At 72.1% G+C, this 17398-nt stretch carries 13 protein-coding genes and 1 pseudogene; 3 read left to right on the top strand and 11 right to left on the bottom strand.

What is annotated here, in order from left to right; all coding sequences use genetic code 11:
• Positions 1 to 73: 73 nt before the first annotated feature.
• Complete coding sequence (locus tag MB828_RS28170; protein ID WP_301650668.1) at positions 74 to 1123, top strand: macro domain-containing protein; 1050 nt, start codon at positions 74 to 76, stop codon at positions 1121 to 1123.
• Positions 1124 to 1377: 254 nt separating this feature from the next.
• Here the strand turns inward: MB828_RS28170 and MB828_RS28165 are convergent, their stop codons facing one another.
• Complete coding sequence (locus MB828_RS28165; RefSeq protein WP_301650667.1) at positions 1378 to 2238, bottom strand: esterase/lipase family protein; 861 nt, start codon at positions 2236 to 2238, stop codon at positions 1378 to 1380.
• 171 nt (positions 2239 to 2409) lie between these two features.
• Entirely contained in the window at positions 2410 to 2856 is a 447-nt protein-coding gene (locus MB828_RS28160) for a MarR family winged helix-turn-helix transcriptional regulator (RefSeq protein ID WP_301650666.1), read from the bottom strand.
• Positions 2857 to 2951: 95 nt separating this feature from the next.
• Here MB828_RS28160 and MB828_RS28155 point away from each other — a divergent pair, with 95 nt between their 5' ends.
• Positions 2952 to 3326 carry a cupin domain-containing protein gene (locus MB828_RS28155; protein WP_133025776.1) on the top strand — a complete coding sequence of 125 codons (375 nt, stop codon included), beginning with the start codon at positions 2952 to 2954 and terminating at the stop codon, positions 3324 to 3326.
• 16 nt (positions 3327 to 3342) lie between these two features.
• On the opposite strand, the gene MB828_RS28150 is transcribed toward MB828_RS28155, so the two are convergent.
• From MB828_RS28150 to MB828_RS28110, 9 genes and pseudogenes are all read right to left on the bottom strand, one after another.
• The gene (locus MB828_RS28150) at positions 3343 to 4317 is read right to left on the bottom strand and encodes a DNA polymerase Y family protein (RefSeq protein ID WP_133025775.1); all 975 of its coding nucleotides are present in this window, start codon (positions 4315 to 4317) and stop codon (positions 3343 to 3345) included.
• Positions 4314 to 7805: a DNA polymerase III subunit alpha gene (locus tag MB828_RS28145; protein ID WP_301650665.1), complete on the bottom strand. Its 3492-nt coding sequence runs from the start codon at positions 7803 to 7805 to the stop codon at positions 4314 to 4316. Before MB828_RS28145 ends, MB828_RS28150 begins: the two co-directional genes overlap by 4 nt.
• Positions 7806 to 8018: 213 nt before the next feature.
• Positions 8019 to 9098: a S1 family peptidase gene (locus tag MB828_RS28140; protein WP_301650664.1), complete on the bottom strand. Its 1080-nt coding sequence runs from the start codon at positions 9096 to 9098 to the stop codon at positions 8019 to 8021.
• Positions 9099 to 9338: 240 nt separating this feature from the next.
• Positions 9339 to 10157 (bottom strand): annotated as a pseudogene (locus tag MB828_RS28135) (slipin family protein); the annotation flags it as partial.
• Positions 10158 to 10283: 126 nt separating this feature from the next.
• The gene (locus MB828_RS28130; protein WP_301650662.1) at positions 10284 to 11183 is read right to left on the bottom strand and encodes a S1 family peptidase; all 900 of its coding nucleotides are present in this window, start codon (positions 11181 to 11183) and stop codon (positions 10284 to 10286) included.
• Between the two features lie 240 nt (positions 11184 to 11423).
• Positions 11424 to 12206: a DUF1684 domain-containing protein gene (locus tag MB828_RS28125; protein WP_301650661.1), complete on the bottom strand. Its 783-nt coding sequence runs from the start codon at positions 12204 to 12206 to the stop codon at positions 11424 to 11426.
• Between the two features lie 106 nt (positions 12207 to 12312).
• Complete coding sequence (locus MB828_RS28120; RefSeq protein WP_301650660.1) at positions 12313 to 13128, bottom strand: LLM class flavin-dependent oxidoreductase; 816 nt, start codon at positions 13126 to 13128, stop codon at positions 12313 to 12315.
• Positions 13129 to 13246: 118 nt separating this feature from the next.
• A complete protein-coding gene (locus MB828_RS28115) occupies positions 13247 to 15004 on the bottom strand; it encodes an FAD/NAD(P)-binding protein (RefSeq protein ID WP_301650659.1) in 1758 nt (585 codons plus the stop codon).
• A 579-nt stretch (positions 15005 to 15583) separates the two neighbouring features.
• Positions 15584 to 16684 carry a DUF5685 family protein gene (locus MB828_RS28110; protein WP_301650658.1) on the bottom strand — a complete coding sequence of 367 codons (1101 nt, stop codon included), beginning with the start codon at positions 16682 to 16684 and terminating at the stop codon, positions 15584 to 15586.
• Positions 16685 to 16939: 255 nt separating this feature from the next.
• Between MB828_RS28110 and MB828_RS28105 the strand changes: the two genes are divergently transcribed.
• A complete protein-coding gene (locus tag MB828_RS28105; protein ID WP_046728992.1) occupies positions 16940 to 17380 on the top strand; it encodes a cell division protein SepF in 441 nt (146 codons plus the stop codon).
• Positions 17381 to 17398 lie beyond the last annotated feature (18 nt).

Raw genomic sequence — 17398 nt, 5'->3', positions numbered from 1 at the left:
TCGATATGCTCGGCGGGCTGGGGAGGGTGGCCGGCCAGCCACCACCGCCACGGATGCGGAGGAGCTGTCACGGATGCGCCCGCTGGACCTGGCCGTCACCGCGGTCCTCACCGTCTCGGGTGTGGCGCTGCAGATCTGGGCATCGGCGCCTCGTCGTGCCGCACGGCAGTACGCCCTCCAGTTGCCCGTGATCCTGCTCTACTCCCTGGCATCGGCGCTCTTCCTGTTCTCCGCCTTCCCCGACTCGCTGACCGAGGGCAGGGCTCTGGGGTTCGGGCTCGGCGGTGCCGCGGGCTTCGCGGCGTTCTTCATGACGGCCTCGTTCACCTGGCTCGCCAAGACGCGCCGACGCGACGAGATCGCCGGGCGGTTGAAGAAGGCCGAACAGGAGAACGCCGCGTTGCGCCGGCAGTTGCTCGGCGAGCGTCCCGTCGGCGACGCGCCACGTCCCCTCACCCGCAGTACCAGGTATGAACTGCCCCTGCGCGGCAGCCGCCGGCACCGGGTGGGAATGATCACCGGGAATCTGGCTAATGTCCTGGGGACGGATGTGTGGGTCAATCCGGAGAACACCCGGATGGAGATGTCGCGTGTCGACGAACCCACCATCTCCGCGACGATCCGCTATCACGGCGGTCGCAGGAACGGCATGGGCCATCTCGTCGAGGACGTCATCGCCGAGGAACTGGCCGCGCTCATGGCGGACCGCTCGCACGTGTCGGCCGGCCAGGTGCTGGTCACCGGGTCCGGAGAGCTGGCGGAGAGCCACCAGGTCCGGCGGATCCTGCACGTCGCGGCTGTCGAGGGAGCGCCCGGCTCGGGGTTTCGCCAGGTCATCGACCTGGAACGGTGTGTCCGCAACGTCCTTGCCGAGGTGGACCGGCTCGCCGCCATGGACGAGCCCCTGCGTTCGGTCGTGCTGCCGCTCCTCGGGACGGGCGGCGGCAACAGTGATCTGCCCAAGACCGTGGAGACGCTGCTGGCCGCGGTCATGGGTTACTTCCGCTCCCGTCCGACATCGCGTGTACGCGTCGTCTACCTGCTGGCCTACACCGATGTGCAGGCCGCTCTGTGCAGGTCGGCGCTGGACGGGGAACCCGATCTGTCGACGCAGGACGAGTGAGCCCCTTCAGGGTGTCCCCCCGGGCTGCCCGATCTCGTTCCTGAGCTATCGGTTAGCTCCCCCTTAACGGAGCCATAAGGATCTCCGCACGCCGTCCCCAGCAGGGGATTTCGCGGTCTTCTGGGGCTAGCTTCTGATCACCCCCACGGGGTCCCCGGCCCCTCCCCGAGGCCGTCGCGCCCTCATGGCTCCGGGGCCTGACCGGCGGCTCAGGCCGGACAGGCCCCGGGAGGGCGTTCAGTTGGGCTGCCGGCTCAGCTGAACGCCGACGCGCAGGTGGTGGCGGTGGCGTGCGCGGGGTCGAGCGCGTTGGCCACCTCGTGGAAGGCGATCCGGTCGAAGAGCCCGATCGCCACGTGCTCGGAGAGGTCGAGCGAGCAGAGGTCCTGGAGCAGCACGTTGGTGACGTCGGAGCCGCTCAGGTACTGGCTCTGCCAGGGGGTCGCCACCTCGTCGTACTTGGTGGCGATGACCGTGTAGCGCACTCCGGGGACGGTGTCGCCGCCCGCGTTGAGCTTGGTGAGGAAGGCGGAGCCGGGGATCTGGTCGGCGAGGCCGGGGGTGGTGGCCTTGATCAGGTCGGAGGCGCCGGGGAAGTAGGGCAGCAGGTTGGTGAGGCCGCTGAGGGTCGCGCCGTGGTTGTCGGGGGCGAGGCCGACGAGGGCGTTCACCTTGGCGGCGCCGCCGAGGAACCTCAGGTAGTAGCGGGGCATCAGGCCGCCCTGGGAGTGGCCGACCAGGTCGGCCTTGGCGGCGCCGGTGGCGGAGAGCACCTTGTCGACGTAGTCGGACAGTTGCTGTGCCGACTTGTCGATGGGGCCGAGTCCGTAGAAGAGGGGGACACCGGACAGCTGTCCGTAGTCGAGGGAGAAGACGCAGTAGCCGCGGTCCTCCAGGTAGGGGGCGAGGGACAGCCAGTTGTCGACGGAGTTGCCGAGGGTCCCGTGGACCAGGATCACGGGGCGGGGATGGGCGGCGGAGGGGCGGCAGGAGTAGTCGTTCCAGCCGGTGCTGGGGGCGCTGGACGCATGGGCGGTGGCGGCGGGGACGGTGGCGACGGCGGCGGCGACGAGCAGCGCGGTCAGGGGTCTGAGCACTCGCTTCCAGGGCAGCATCGTGTGATCTCCTTGCGGCTCAAGGGAGTTGCGACGGCCTTACGCCCTGTGATCCGGATCACGAGGATGCTGTTCACTCATCAAGTTACGGACGGGTAGTGCAAGCGTGAAGTTACGCGTCGGTAAAACTTTCCAGTAGCATCCGGCACCCCGTCGACCCCTGACGAACCATCACCACGCAGGCCTGACCGGACCATAGGGAGCGATCCGCGCCAAACGCTCCCCCAACACGCGCACTTCACCCTCGCCCAGCAGTTCGACCCACTCCCCCACGACCTCGGCGGCCGTCTCCTCCGCGGCCCGCGTGCACGCCCAGCCCCGCTCGGTGAGCACGATCAGCCGCGCCCGCGCGTCCCCGGGATGCGGACGCCGCTCGACATAGCCCTTCCGCACGACTTCGTCGACAAGCTGACTCGCGGCCTGCTTGGTCACCCCGAGGTGCGCGGCGAGTTCGGTGACGGTGGCCCCGTCGGGAGCGAGCCGCGCGAAGGCGAAGCCGTGGGCGGGCCTCATCCCCTCGAAACCGCGGGCGACGACACCCTCGTTGATGCGCTGGGTCAGCCCGCCGGCTGCGGCGAGCAGGGCTGCGGACAGGGCCATGGCCTCGGAGTTCTGCACGGAGGCATTGAAACACCCTTGACGGGATGGTCAAGCAGGTTGACCATAGGCCCAGGTAGTCAAGTAGCTTGACCATAGTGCCAACGGAGGCTCCCATGCCCGTCGTCCGCTCCGCCGAGGCCACCACCCACGAGATCCACGGCGCCCGCTTCGTCTCGTACGCCACTCCGCTCACCGGCAGCAAGGAGCTGTGCGCGTGGCGCGGGGAGATACCGGCCGGGACCAGGGCCCCCGCCCACACCGTCAGCCGGGAGGAGATCTTCCATCTGCTGGTCGGCGAGCTGCTGATCACCCTCGACGGCCGCACCGACCGCATCCGGGCCGGCGACACCGTCATCGTCAACCCGGGCGCGACCCTCGCCGTCGAGAACCCGACCGACCACACCGCGCTCTCCTGGGTCACCACCTCCGTCGGCCTGGAGGCGGAGCTGGCCGACGGCACCCGGATCGTGCCGCCGTGGGCCAACTGACGTATACGAAAAGGGGCTACGCGGCCAGCGCCCCAGGCATCACCGCGCGGGGGCCGAACTTGGCCCGGGCGCGGTCCGCGACCTCCTCGATGCGGCGGACCTTCTCGTCCACGGGGTCGAAGGTGAGCTGGTGGGTGGCCTGTCCGGCGGAGGTGAGGCCGTCCGCGCGCAGGACGAACGCACGGACCCGGGCGCGCTGGAGGCCGAGGCCGTCGTACATGCCGTACGCCGTCCTGGCCAGCGCCGAAGAATGCGCGGTCGGCTCCTCCAGGGTCCGGCTGCGGGTCGTCGCCGAGCGGTCGGCGTAGCGGACGGTGAGGGTCAGGGTGGCGCAGACCTTCTCCAGGGCGCGCAGCCGGGCGCCCAGTTCCCCGGCCGCGGAGAGCAGGGCGCGGCGGTGCCGGTCGGGGTCCAGCTCGTCGCGTTCGAAGGGGCGTTCCGTGGCCAAGGAACGGGAGACCGCGTTCGGGACGACCCGGCCGCGGTCGACGCCGTTGGCCTTCTCGCGCAGTTCGCGGCCCGCCTTCGCGCCGATCAGCCGCTGGAGCGTGCCGAGCGGCGCGGCGGCGACCAGGCCGAGGGTGTCCAGGCCGTACTCGCACAGGGTGCGGGCGGTCGCCGTCCCGACTCCGGGCAGCACGGTCACCGGCCGGTCCGCGAGGAACCGTGCGATGCCCTCCGGGTCGGTGGGGACCTCGCAGGTCACGCCGGGCCGGGCCGCCCCCAGTGCCACCCGGGCCAGCATCGGGCCGGGCCCCGCACCGATCGCGCAGTCGACGCCGTGCAGGGCGAGGGCCCGGACCCGGATCACCGCCGCCAGCTCCACGGCGCCGCGCCCGAAGTAGCGCTCGGCGCCCCGCAGATCGGCCAGTGCCCGGTCCGGCGGCAGCGCCTCGACGACCGGGGTGAACTCCTCGAGCAGCCCGAGCAGCCCGGGCAGGGCGGCCTCGTGCGCCGACGGCAGCTGGAAACGTACGCAGAGGATGGTCATCCCGCACTCCCCGGACTCTGGTGCCACAACTTCCTTCCCACCGCGGGCCCTTCGCCCGCGGGGCGCAGATCGGCCCAGGGGTGCATCTCGTACCCCGTGGACATACGGATCCTCCGGTCCTCCATCGGGTCGCGGGCCGCCGAGCCCGCGGGCGCCGGCCGGCCGTCCGAACCGGCGAGCCGGGCCGGCGACGAAGTGCCGTCCGCCGGCGCGGGGCCGTCCGCGGGCGGCCCCGCGAGCCGGGCCGCGACTCCGTCGAGTCCCTCCTCCTGGCGCACCTCCAGCAGCTCCGCGAGGTTCCAGGCGGCGGCCCCCACCACGCTGAGACTGCGCGGTCCGCGCCGCTGCACCACCCCGCGCACCAGCAGCAGCCAGGAGTGGAAGACGGTGTGCGCGCAGGCGTCGTGCGAGTCGTCGAAGAAGGCCAGGTCGACCAGGCCGGTGCCGTCGTCCAGGGTGGTGAAGATGACCCGCTTGCCGGACCGGATCGGCGGGGTCTGGGTGGCCGCCTTGGCCCCGGCCACCAGCACCGTCTCCCCGTGCCGGGTCTCGCGCAGCCGCCGCGCCGACACCACGCCCAGTTCCTTGAGGAAGACCCGGTGGTCGTCCATCAGGTTGCGGGAGGCGTCCATCGACAGCACGCCGAGCTCGGCGCTCAGCCGCTCGGCGGAGGACAGGTCCGGCAGGCCGGCCGACGCCGTCTTCCGGCCGCCCGCCAGGGGCAGTTGGCCGCCGCCGGCACCCCGGGCGCCCCGGTGCAGCTCGGTCAGGTGCAGTTGCAGGTCACGGCGGTTGGCGCCGAACGCGTCCAGCGCGCCGACCTGGGCGAGCCGCCCCGCCAGCGGCCGGCTCGGGCGCGCCCGTTCCCAGAAGTCCAGCAGCGAGGCGTACGGCTGCCCGTCGGCGATCCGGGCCGCCTCGGCCTCGCTGATGCCGTGCACGTCGGAGAGCGCCAGCCGCAGTCCCCATACCGACGAGGATTCAGACACCAGTTCGATCCGGTGGGCGACCGCCGACTTGTTCACGTCCAGCGGCAGGATCGGCACCCCCCGTCGCCGCGCGTCCGCCAGCAGCAGCCGCTTCGGGTACATCCCGGGGTCGTGCGTGAGCAACCCCGCGTAGAAGGCGGCGGGGTGATGGGCCTTCAGCCAGGCCGACTGGTACGTCGGTACGGCGAACGCGACCGCGTGCGCCTTGCAGAAACCGTACGACCCGAAGGCCTCGACGATCTCCCAGGTCCGCTGGATCGTTTCCGCGTCATAGCCGCGGGCCGCCGAGTGCTGCGCGAACCACACCCTGATCCGCCCCTGCGACTCCGGGTCGGAGAGCCCGCGCCGCACCCGGTCGGCCTCGCCGCGCCCGCAGCCGGTCATGACGGCGACGATGTCGATGATCTGCTCGTGGAAGACCACGACCCCGTACGTCCCCTTCAGCGCCTCCTCCAGGTCGGGGTGCGGGTACCTGACGGGGGCCCGCCCGTGCCGCGCCTCAATGAACGGCCGCACCATGTCGGCGGCGACCGGACCCGGCCGGAACAGCGAGATGTCGACGACCAGGTCGTGGAAGGTGGCCGGCTGCAACCGCCCCACCAGGTCCCGCTGGCCCGGCGACTCGATCTGGAAGCAGCCCAGCGTCTCGGCGGACCGGATGAGCCGATACGTCGACGGGTCGCCCGGCGGCACGGAGTCCAGGTCGACCCTGGTGCCCGTCGCCCGCTCCACCTCGGCGACCGCGTGCGCCATCGCCGACTGCATCCGCACGCCCAGCACGTCGAGCTTGAGCAGCCCCAGGTCCTCCACGTCCTCCTTGTCGAACTGCGACATGGGCAGCCCCTCGCCGCTGGTCGGCACCACCGGCGTACGGGAGAGCAGGGAGGCGTCGGAGAGCAGCACCCCGCACGGGTGCATGGCGATGCCGCGCGGGAGGGCGTCCAGGCCCTCGACCAGCTCCCAGAGCCTGCCGTACTTCTCCTTCTCCCCTGCCAGTTGCCGCAGTTCGGGCAGTTCCTCCAGGGCGGCGCGGGCGTCACGCGCGCGGATGTGCGGGAAGGACTTGGCGATGCGGTCGATGTCGGCCGGGTCCATGGACAGGGCCGCGCCCACGTCCCGGACGGCGTGCCGGACCCGGTAGGTCTCCGGCATGGCGACGGTCGCGACCCGTTCCCCGCCGAACCGGCCGATGATCGCCCGGTAGACCTCCAGGCGGCGCGCGGACTCCACGTCGATGTCGATGTCGGGCAGCACCACCCGCTCCTTGGACAGGAAGCGCTCCATCAGCAGCCCGTGCTCGACCGGATCGGCGCCCGCGATGCCGAGGAGGTGGTTGACCAGGGAGCCCGCGCCGGAGCCGCGGGCGGCGACCCGGATGCCCATCTCCTTCACGTCGTCCACGACCTGGGCGACGGTCAGGAAGTAGGAGGCGAAGCCGTGGTGGGCGATGATGTCCAGCTCGTGGTGCATCCGCTCCCAGTACGCGCGCCTCCCGGCGTACCCGTGCAGCACCATCCCGGCCGCCGCCCGCGAGGCCAGCGCCCGCTGGGCGGTGCGCCGGCCGGCGCCGACGAGGTGCGGTTCGGGGAAGTGGACGGTGCCGATGCCGAGGTCGTCCTCGGGGTCGACCAGGCACTCCGCGGCCGTCGCCCGGGTCTGTTCGAGCAGCCGGTGCGCGGTGTCGCGCCGGAAGCCCGCCGCCTCCACGATCCGCTCGGCCGTCCGGAGCATGGCGGACGCGTCCTTGAGCCAGGCCTCCCCGGAGTCCAGTTCCTTCGTCGAGTCGATCGGGACCAGCCGGCGGGCCGCGTCCAGCACGTCGGCGACCGGGCCCTGGCCGGGGTCGGCGTAGCGGACGGCGTTGCTGAGCACCGGGCGGATCCGCTGCTCGGCGGCGAAGCCGACGGTACGGGCGGCCAGGCGCAGGGAGCCGGGGCCGGTCCCCGTGCGGCCGTGCCAGACGGCTTCCAGGCGGAGGGCGTCGCCATGGACCTCCCGCCAGGGCGCGAGGAGCCGCGCGGCGCGGTCGGGGCGGCCCGCGGCCAGTGCGCGGCCGACGTCGGAGGCGGGCCCGAGCAGCACGGTCACGCCGTCGCCGTGGTTGTCGGGCCAGGGCAGCAGGGGGGTGCCCGCGCTCCGGTGCGCGGCCGTGACCAGGCGGCACAGGTCGGCCCAGCCCCGGGCGCCGTCCCGGGCGAGGAAGGTGGCCCGGGGTGCCGACTCGTCGACGAAGGCACCGCCGCGGACCGGGGCACGGCGCTTGTCCTGTCGTAGTGCCTCCGCCGGGACGGTCGCGAGGTTCACCCCGAAGAGCGGGCGGACGCCGGCCCGGGCGGCGGCCTTGGCGAAGCGCACGGCGCCGGCGAGGGTGTCGCGGTCGGTGAGGGCGAGGGCGTCCATGCCCCGCTCCGAGGCACGCTCGGCGAGCCGCTCCGGGTGCGAGGCGCCGTAGCGCAGGGAGTAGCCGGAGACGGTGTGCAGATGCGTGAAACCCGGCATCCGCACCTCCCGCACTCATGAGCCCCGCCGGACCACCCGAACAGCGCTATCGAACATCAGTTCCCAACTTCCTCACCCCACCATACCCCCATTCTCGAACGTGTGTACGACATCCGTCCGAACGCCTCTCACCTGCGCAAACGCTTCGGCTGGCGCAGGCGGAAGCCCCGCCCCCAGGGACAGGGCGGGGCCTCGTGAGGGAGCGGGCCGGCGTCAGCCGATCCGGGTGCCGGTGGCCGCCAGCGCCTCCGTCACCGGCTGGAAGAACGTCTCCCCGCCGGAGGTGCAGTCACCGCTGCCGCCCGAGGTCAGGCCGATCGCGTCGCTGCCCGAGAAGAGCGAGCCGCCGCTGTCGCCGGGCTCGGCGCACACGTCGGTCTGGATGAGCCCGCTCACCGTGCCCTCGGAGTAGTTCACGGTGGCGTTCAGGCCGGTGACCGTGCCGTCGTGGACGTGGGTGGTGGAGCCGCTGCGGGTCACCTTCATGCCCACGGTCGCCTCGGCCGCGCCCGTGATCCGCTGGCTGGAGCCGTCGTAGAGGTCGACCTCGCTCGGGTGGTCCACCCCGGACGTGTACTTGACCAGGCCGAAGTCGTCGCCGGGGAAGCTGGACCGGGCGTTCTGGCCGATCACGCCGCCGGAGGCGTCCGACCAGCTGGAGATCGCGGCGGTGCAGTGCCCGGCGGTCAGGAAGTACGGCTCGCCGCCCTTGACCACGTTGAAGCCGAGCGAGCAGCGCCCGCCCGAGCCGCTGATCGCGTCGCCGCCGGCGATGAAGGGCTTGAACTCCCCCTTCGAACGGCGCAGTTCGACCTTCTCGCCGAGCCCGTCGACGACCTTGGCGAGCTTGGCCAGCCCCGCCCCGGAGACCGTCCTGTCGGCGGTGACGACGACCTTGTTGCCGACCGGGTCGGTCGCCCACGAGGTGCCGGGGATGGTGGCGTCCCGCTTCAGCGTGGTACGCGCGCCGTCGAGCGCGGCGAGGGAATTGGCGACGAGTCTCGCCTTGGCCCCGGCCGCCTCGACGGCCTTCGCGGCGGTGTCGTCGAGCACGTTGACGACGAGGTTCTTCGACCGCGCGTCGTAGTACGTGCCGGCCGTGCCGGTACCGAGGTCGGCGGCGAGCGCCGAGGCGAGCTTTCCGGCCGCCGGGGCGGACAGGATCTGCGGTGCGGCGGCCTTGGCCGGCTCGCTGGCGTTCGCGGTCTGGAAGGTCACTCCGGCGGCGACGAGCGCGGCCGCGGCCGCGCCGGCCAGGACCGCCCGGCGCCCGGGTATGCGTCGGTGCCTCAACTCATGTCCTCCTGTGGGGGGTCGGCCCGAGGAGTTGTGGGGATCCCGGGGCCGGAAGGCTGGTTGACGGGCGCCCACTATTCCGAGACCCACAGGGAGCACACAAGGTCGACTCCTGGACGGACGTGCGCGGATGTTGTGCGCCCCCGGTGCGCGAGGCGTTCACAGTCACCGCAGGAGGATTTGCGCCGCAAACATCAGGGGCGAGTCATGGACGGCGGACGGCGACCCCTACTCCTGTCCTGAATTCGCCCCTCCCGGCCCACCGGAACCATCGGCCCCGCCCGCCGGGGGCAGTTGCTGCTGGGCCCGTTCCAGGAACCGCAGCAGTTCCACCGGGAACGGCAGCACCAGGGTCGAGTTCTTCTCGGCGGCGACCGCCACCACCGTCTGCAACAGCCGCAGTTGCAGCGCGGCGGGCTGTTCCGACATCTCCTTGGCGGCCTCCGCGAGCTTCTTGGAGGCCTGGAGTTCGGCGTCGGCGTTGATGACACGGGCCCGGCGCTCCCGGTCGGCCTCGGCCTGCCGGGCCATGGACCGCTTCATGGTCTCGGGCAGGGAGACGTCCTTGATCTCGACCCGGTCGATGGTGACGCCCCACTCCACGGCCGGGCTGTCGATCATCAACTCCAGTCCCTGGTTGAGCTTCTCGCGGTTGGACAGCAGGTCGTCCAGCTCGCTCTTGCCGATGATGGACCTGAGCGAGGTCTGCGCCATCTGGGAGACCGCGAACTTGTAGTCCTCGACCCGGACGAGCGCCTCGGCCGGGGAGGTCACCCGGAAGTAGACGACGGCGTCGACCCGTACGGTCACGTTGTCCCGGGTGATGCCCTCCTGCGCGGGCACCGGCATGGTGACGATCTGCATGTTGACCTTCTGGAGCCGGTCCACGAACGGGACGATCGTGGTGAGACCGGGTCCGCGCACCTCCGGCCGGAGCCTGCCGAGGCGGAACACCACACCCCGTTCGTACTGTTTGACGACCCGTGCCGCGGCCATCGCGTAGACCGCTCCGACGGACACGAGAGCGGCTCCGGCCGCCACCAGCGCCTCGACCATGCCGGCCCCCAAGGGGTGACTTCCAGGACGGATCCTTCGAAGGTAACCCCGCCCCCGGGCAAAGGGGAGCCCCCGCACGCCGGTTGCGTACGGGGGCCAGTGCCGGGAGACGGTCCGTACGGATCGTCAGCCGACGCTCACGCCGTAGTAGCTCAGCGCCTCGGTGACCGGCTGGAAGAAGGTCGTACCGCCGGAGGTGCAGTCGCCGCTGCCGCCGGAGGTCAGACCGTAGGCCACGGAACCGCCGTAGAGCGGGCCGCCGCTGTCGCCGCCCTCGGCGCAGACCGTGGTCTGGATCATGCCGTAGACGATGTCACCGCTGCCGTAGTTGACGGTGGCGTTGAGCGCGGTGACCCGGCCGCTGTGGGTGCCGGTGGTCGAACCGCGGCGGTACACCGTGGTCCCGACGCTGGGCGTGGCCGCGCTGGAGATGGTCTGGCTGCCGACCGCGCTCGGGTGCGCGATCGAGCTGTTGGTGTACTTCACCAGCGCGAAGTCGTTGGTCGGGAAGCTGTAGCTGACGTTGGTGCCCAGGACCGTGGTGTGCCCGGAGTTGCTGTACCAGGTCGAGGCCACCTCGCCGCAGTGCCCGGCGGTCAGGAAGTAGTACGTGCTGCCGCTGTGCACGTTGAAGCCGAGCGAGCAGCGGTAGGAGCCGCCGTAGATGGCGTCGCCGCCGGTGATCAGCTTCTTGAAGGTGCCGGGGGTGCGCTTGATGGTGAGCGCGCCGGAGTTGGCGCCCGCCTGCCGCTTGATCTTGGCGATCTCGGCGTTGGAGACCGTGGAGTCGGCGGTGACGACGACACGGTTGGTCTTGCTGTCGACGGCCCAGGCGGTGCCCGGGATGTCGGCCTTCAGAACAGAGCTGTCCACGGACTTCAGCTGGGTCGCACTGAAGGTGTGGACGTCGCTCGCGCTCGCGGTGGGGACGGCGAACGCTGCCGCGGCCAGGAAACCGGTGCCCACGGCGATCAGCCGGGTCCGTCTCGAGATACCGCTGCGGGGGGTCGTGCGCTTGATCCTCACTTGTCGTTCCCTCCCAGGGGAAGTCGGGGGCCCGCGTGGGGTCGGGGCCCGTGAGGCGCAGCCAGGGGGTGACGCCCGGATTCCGAACACGCAATGCCCCTGACAAGCGCTGTGGGGGAGTATTCGGGCGAACGACCGGTAGCCGCAAGGGCGCCTTTCGGCCGTGCGGCTGTGCGCGAACTGTGGCGTATTTGTGCGATCTTGTCCCGGTCGTCTCCCGTCGTACCCCCGCCGTGACCCTCAGCGCAGCCGGCGCTCCCCCGCCTCGACGGCGACGTCCAGCGTGTTCCCCGGGGGCGGGAACGGGCAGATGAAGTGGTCCGCGAAGGCGCACGGCGGCAGTTGCGCCCGGTTGAGGTCGACGGTGGTGGAGCCGTCGGCGGCCGGGGCGGCCGAATAGAGGAACCTGAACCGGAAACTGCTGTGGCCGCTGGTGCTGTCGGCGAACACCGCCCACAGTCGGCCGTCGGCCTGCTCGGCGACCTGGAGCGTCCGTTCTTCACCCGCCAGGGTGAAGGCGAGTTCACCCGCGAGGACCAGTGCGCGCTCCCGTCCGTCCGCGTTGCCGACCCGGACGGAGCGCCGGTCGCCGTCGTACGGCGTGAAGCGGCCCGGCACCGACCAGCCCGGGTCGTAGGGAGTGGCGTCGATGCCCCGGAAGGCGCGGCGCGTCCCGGCGTCCGGGTCGTAGTCCCGTACCCCCCAGACGCCCTCGCGCACCAGCACGACGAGGTGGCGTTCGCCGAGCGTGACCCGGGCCGCCGGCTCGGCGTCGGCCGCGAGCCGGATCTCCCCGGCGAAGGGCTCGCCGTCCACGGCCAGGCCGTCGGCCCCGGTGGCGGTGAGGACGACCCCTTCTCCGTCGACCGCCCAGGTGCCGGGAACGCCCGGAAGGCGGCCGTCCGGATGATCCTCGATCCAGTGTGTGCCGACCAGTGCGAGCGGCCCGTAGGGCGCCGACACCTGCTCCTCACGCTGCTCGTGCCAGCGCTTCCAGTCGCCGGACGCGTCTTCGGCGGTCATACGATCAGCCCTTTCACAACTCTCGTCATGTTGCTCGTCATACATCTGGTCATGCATCTGGTCATAGTTCTGGACATGCCTCTGGACATGGCTCTCGCAGCGGCTCTCAGGGCGCCGCCAACTGGTCGGCGCGGCGGGCGAGGCCGAGGTGCTCGCGCAGGGTGCTGCCCGGGTAGAAGGTGCGGAACAGACCGCGGTGCTGGAGCAGCGCCACGGTGCCGTTGACCAGCCGCTCCAGGTCGCGCCGGGGTTCGGCGGGGACGAGGTGGAAGCCGTCGGTGGCACCCTCGGCGTGCCAGCTCGCGATCAGCTCCGCCAGGTCCACCGGGCCGCCCCGGTACAGCGGGCCCTGCACGGTCTGCCGGGGCCCGCCGCCGCCGTGCCCCGGCTCGGCCGCCCGCTCCCCGTCCCCCAGATCCACCATCAGGCTCACCAGCACCCGCAGCTCCTCGGGCTCTCGCCCGGACTCCCGCGCATGGGAACGCAGTTCGTCGCGTACGACGGCGGCCTGCACGGAGCTCGCGGCGCGCACCAGGGCCACGTCGGCGTACCGGGCGGCCGGGCGGCGGGCGGCTTCCTCGGTGGCGTCGGCCACCCGCACCGGACACTCCTCGGCGGGCCCCGGTGCCTCGCTCCACCAGCCGGCCCGCCCTCCGCTGACCTCGTCGAGACGGACTGCGGCGGCCTGCGGGGCGGGCGCCAACGGCACCAGACCGATCCGCCGGGTGGCCGGGGCCACCTGCGACAGCACGGTCAGCGGATCGCTCTCCGCCCACCCGAACCGGCCGTCGAGCGTCACGAAGTCCAGCCCGCCGCTCTCGGCGAGCCGGACCAGTTCGACGTACCGCTCGGCGTCGAACACGCCGACCTGGTCCACGGCGGCGGCCAGGTGCAGCAGCCCCCGGCCGTACGAGCCGCTCATAAGCCACCAACCTCTTCGGAAACCACGAAAGCTCCTCCTTCTCGATGAACGACACGCTTCTCGGTGAGCGGGGCGCCTGTCGGTGGACGCGTGAGCCGACCGGGCGTTGTGGTGGCGGCTAGGCGGCGGCCTGTTCCGTCAGGGTTCGCAGGAAGGCCAGGGCCGCGCGTGCCGTGGCGTCGTTCTGCCGGAACGCGGGCCCGCCGGTGCGGGGCCGGGTGAAGGCGCCGGGGGTACGGCTGTCGGTGAACGGCCCGAGCGCGAACCGCCGGGGATGCGGTCGCCCGTCCCCGTCGAGGATCCGCCCGTCGGCGGGGTCCACCGCGAGCAGCCCGCCGGCCGTCTCGACGGCCCCGTCCGCGTGCAGTTCGCGCAGCAGCGTGTCCCGGGCGCGTCCGAGGGTGGGTTCGGGCAGCCGTGCCTCGACGAGCGTCCGTGCCTCGACGGTGAAACCGGGCACGGTGTCGGTGGCGGCCCGGAACACCCCGTCCGCCGCGGTCACCGTCATCCCCGCGCCGACGAATCTCAGCACACCCGCCCGGGACAGCGCGAGCATCTGCCGCAGCCGGGGTCCGGGCGGCCCGGAGGCGAGGTAGCTGAAGAACCCGTGCCACCAGGACCCGATGTTGCCGAGCCGCACCAACTGCCCGTAGACGGAGAGCAGCCCGAGGAACACGGCGAGGTCGGCGCTGTACTCCGGGTCGTGGCGGCGGCCGAGGTCGGCCTCCACGTACTCCCGCAGTCCGTCCTGGAACTCCTCGTGCGACCCGTACCGCACCCCGTCCAGCGGGCGGTCCAGCGCGGCCAGGTCGAGCCGGTCGGCCGGATCCGGTACGGCGGCGGCGGCCAGCGCCCGCACCTCGGCGTCGGACTCGGCGGCGGCGTACTTCTCCTCGAAGTCCCGCCAGGCGACGGCCGTCCGCTCCGGATGGACGGTGAACAGCCGGTGGTAGTGGGCGAACCCCAGTTCCTTCACGACCAGCGGCCACACGTCCCGCCGGAAGTCGAAGCCGCCCGGCCGGGCGAGCAGTGCGTCGATCTCGGCGGGCCCGAGGAAGCGGGGCAGCGGGGGGCGTTCGCCGGTCCAGTCGTACCCGATCTTCGAGTGGTACGGCACTCCGCGCCTTGATCCGACGTAGAGCACCGGCTCCTGTCCGGAGGGCAGGTAGGTGTCCCCGTCGTACCGGCCGCCGCGTCCCTCGGTGAGCAGCACCATCAGGTCGACGAAGGCGAGCCCGAACCCGCGTACCAGCACCGGCTCGCCGGGGCGCACCGCGGACAGGTCGCTGTCGGCGGTGAAGTCGGGCGGCAGGTGGACCAGTCCGTGCGCGTCCGCGTACCCGGCCAGCTCCGCCTGTTCCTCGTCCAGCTCCGCGTCCAGGTGGCCGAGGGCGAGGACGACGAGGTCGGCGAGAAGGGGACGCGGCCGGCCCTCCAGCCACACCTGCTGGCGGCCCTCGCGCGGTCCGCTCACCCGCAGGGCGCGGCGGGCGTGGTGGTGGACGGTGACGCCGTCGGGCAGGTCGGCGACGGCGCGGTCGTAGACGTGGCGCAGGTAGTGGCCCTGGATCTGGCGGTCGGCGAAGGTACGGCCGTCCAGGCCCGCCCACTCGTGCAGGGTGGGTCCCTCGCGCACCGGGCCGGTCATCCGCACCGTCTCGTCCGTGAACATGGTGACGTCCTCGGCGTGCGAGTTCATCCACAGCAGCGGCGACTGCGCGGCTCGCCAGATACGCCCCGCGCCCGGCGGGTGCGGGTCTATCAGATGGATGTCGAGGCCCGAACCGGCGTACAGCTCGGGTGCGTTGGCGGCGATGCGCTCAAGGAGGCCGGTCCCCCGCGGCCCGGCCCCCACGATCACGAGCTGGGGTCTCATCGGGCTGCCCGCCGATCACGGCGGCGCGGCGGAACGATCCGCGGGAGGTGTGCGGGCCCGGGGGCGCCGGCGGTCTGGGCAAGGGCGTCGAATGACATGTGAAGGCTCCGTGGCGGACAGCACGAACACGGTGATCGCCTTCACACGGGCGCGCCGCTGTGCGGTGCGCTGCGGCCGAGCCCCTCAGCAGGGCCGCCTGTCGACTCTACGGCGGTGTTTCCCCTCGTTGTCAAGGGTGTCCAGAGTGTGGTCGGTGCGTCTCATCTTGGTTGACGGAAAACCGGAGACCTGTTCCACTTGGCCCATGCATCCACAGCAGTGGCTGGTCACCCGCTCCCACATCGACTTCGGTCGCGTGTGGTCCTGTTCCTGTTGAGCTGACCCACTGCGCGCCCCCGCCGACGGCGGGGATCTCTCGCGTTCTTCCTCGCGTACCGCCCCTCGCCTTCACACGCGCACCCCTCCCCTCGCGCCCCGTACACCTGCCGCCCCAGGAGACCGCCGCCCCTGGACACCTTCTTCTCCACATGCCCAGCGACCGTCGTGCCCAGCGACCGTGGTGCTCAGCAGCCGTCGTGCTCAGCAGCCGTCGCACGGGCAGCAGCAGTCACAGCCATCGCAACCGTCGCAGCCGTCGCACGGGCAGTCACAGTCGCAGTTACGGCAGCAGCCCTCGCGCTTCTTGCGCGACCAGGGCCCCTCGTACTCCTCCGCGCAGCACATCTGGCAGCTGCAGCACAGCAGCGCGAACATCCCGCACCCCGCCAGGAGGCCGCGCTTCTCCGGCGGGGCCTGCGGCTCCGGTCCGTGGGCCGAGCAGACCGGCGCGGTCCCGAACGCCCGGTCCACCGAACGCCCCAGTTCGTGCACGAGCAGCAGATGGGCCAGCCCGCCGTCGGCGAACTCCGCGTCCCGCAGCGCCAGCCGGATCCCGTGCAGCGCGTCGTCGGCGAGCCGGCGTGCTTCTGCCGGTGAGGTCCCGGTCGCGGCGAGCGGGTTCCAGGCGCCCGCCGCGGCGTCGGCCGTGCGGTCCTCGACGGCGTCCAGCAGGTGCGCGAGCCGGCCGAAGAGCCGGCCTGCCTCGGCGAGCGGTGCGGCGTTGCCCGGCCGGCCGGCCAGGACGGCGGTGTGCGCGAAGGCCGCGGCGGTGGCCGTCTCGGTCGGTTCGGTGACCGACAGCAGCGGCGTGCCCGGCCCCGCGAGCGCCTCGACGGCGAGCTGCCGGTCGACGGCGTCGACCAGGATCCCGGTGTCGAACCCGACGGCCGCGCCGCTGCGGGCCCCGGCCCGTCCCCAGTCGGCGGCGACCCGGCGGGCGACCGCCGCGACCGGCCGGCGTGCCAGCAGCCCGTCCCGGTCGGCGACGTGGTCACGCACCTTGGCCGAGGCGAGCACCAGGGAGACCGCGGCGGCGAGCCGCGCGCCCTCGCCCCGCGCCACCGAGGCGGTCCGCATCCCGCGCAGCGGGCACGGTCCCGCCGTGCGCCGGCCGTCGGCGGGCCGCTCCGCCTGGGCCTCCGTCAGGACGGATATCAGCAGTCCGTCGTAGTTCGTGACGACTCGTGCGAACTGTCCGTGGTCACCGCGGAGCGCGAGACACAGCCCGCACAGGTGCGCAAGCCACTGCGCCCGGAACCGGTCCCCGAGTCGATGACCACATGGTCTGACCATCCCGAACATCCGCGAATTCCCCCCGTGCCGATTCACCCTGACGCACTGTTCATCACCCGTACGCCCCGAACAATCATATTTCACTCTCAGTCAGCAGAGGTGTGAGTCACGGCCCTTGGGGCACCTGGGCTCTCGACGTATTGGCTCTGCACCAGTACCGTCACAAACCCCCCGTGCGGCGTCTATCCACTTGGCGCACCATCCGCATCATGGACGACCATAGGGATGCGGAAGCAAGCAAGACCGCTGTGAGAGGAGGCGTCCATGGGATCGGTACGCAAGGCGAGTGCCTGGCTTGGCCTCGTCGACGACAACGATGACGAGCGCTACTACGACGACGACTACTCCGAAGGGACCGAGCAGCCCGGGGACGCCTGGGTCACCGACCCCCGGGTCAAGGTGGCCTCGGACACCGCCGAGGAGAAGGGCCGCCGGATCGGCACGGTCACCCCGGACAGCTTCCGGGACGCCCGCGCGATCGGCGAGCTGTTCCGTGAGGGTGTGCCGGTCATCGTGAACCTCACGGCCATGGAGTCCGGCGACGCCAAGCGGGTCGTCGACTTCGCGGCCGGCCTGATCTTCGGCCTGCGCGGCTCGATCGAGCGGGTCTCCAACCGGGTCTTCCTGCTGACGCCCGCGCACACGGAGATCGTCAGCGGCGAGCCGGCCGCGCGGCGCGAGGACGGCTTCTACAACCAGAGCTGAGGCAGGGCCGTCCACCGG

It is taken from the genome of Streptomyces arenae (assembly GCF_022343545.1).
Classification (GTDB): Bacteria; Actinomycetota; Actinomycetes; order Streptomycetales; family Streptomycetaceae; genus Streptomyces; species Streptomyces humi.
The sequence above is the reverse complement of the archived record's forward strand: the minus strand, read 5'-3'. Positions and strand labels throughout refer to the sequence as shown.

Bases quoted from the DNA above. Each gene is read 5' to 3' on its own strand.
- MB828_RS28170 (WP_301650668.1), top strand. From the start codon at position 74: ATGCGCCCGCTGGACCTGGCCGTCACCGCGGTCCTCACCGTCTCGGGT.
- MB828_RS28165 (WP_301650667.1), bottom strand. From the start codon at position 2,238: ATGCTGCCCTGGAAGCGAGTGCTCAGACCCCTGACCGCGCTGCTCGTC.
- MB828_RS28155 (WP_133025776.1), top strand. From the start codon at position 2,952: ATGCCCGTCGTCCGCTCCGCCGAGGCCACCACCCACGAGATCCACGGC.
- MB828_RS28150 (WP_133025775.1), bottom strand. From the start codon at position 4,317: ATGACCATCCTCTGCGTACGTTTCCAGCTGCCGTCGGCGCACGAGGCC.
- MB828_RS28145 (WP_301650665.1), bottom strand. From the start codon at position 7,805: ATGCCGGGTTTCACGCATCTGCACACCGTCTCCGGCTACTCCCTGCGC.
- MB828_RS28125 (WP_301650661.1), bottom strand. From the start codon at position 12,206: ATGACCGCCGAAGACGCGTCCGGCGACTGGAAGCGCTGGCACGAGCAG.
- MB828_RS28120 (WP_301650660.1), bottom strand. From the start codon at position 13,128: ATGAGCGGCTCGTACGGCCGGGGGCTGCTGCACCTGGCCGCCGCCGTG.
- MB828_RS28115 (WP_301650659.1), bottom strand. From the start codon at position 15,004: ATGAGACCCCAGCTCGTGATCGTGGGGGCCGGGCCGCGGGGGACCGGC.
- MB828_RS28110 (WP_301650658.1), bottom strand. From the start codon at position 16,684: ATGTTCGGGATGGTCAGACCATGTGGTCATCGACTCGGGGACCGGTTC.
- MB828_RS28105 (WP_046728992.1), top strand. From the start codon at position 16,940: ATGGGATCGGTACGCAAGGCGAGTGCCTGGCTTGGCCTCGTCGACGAC.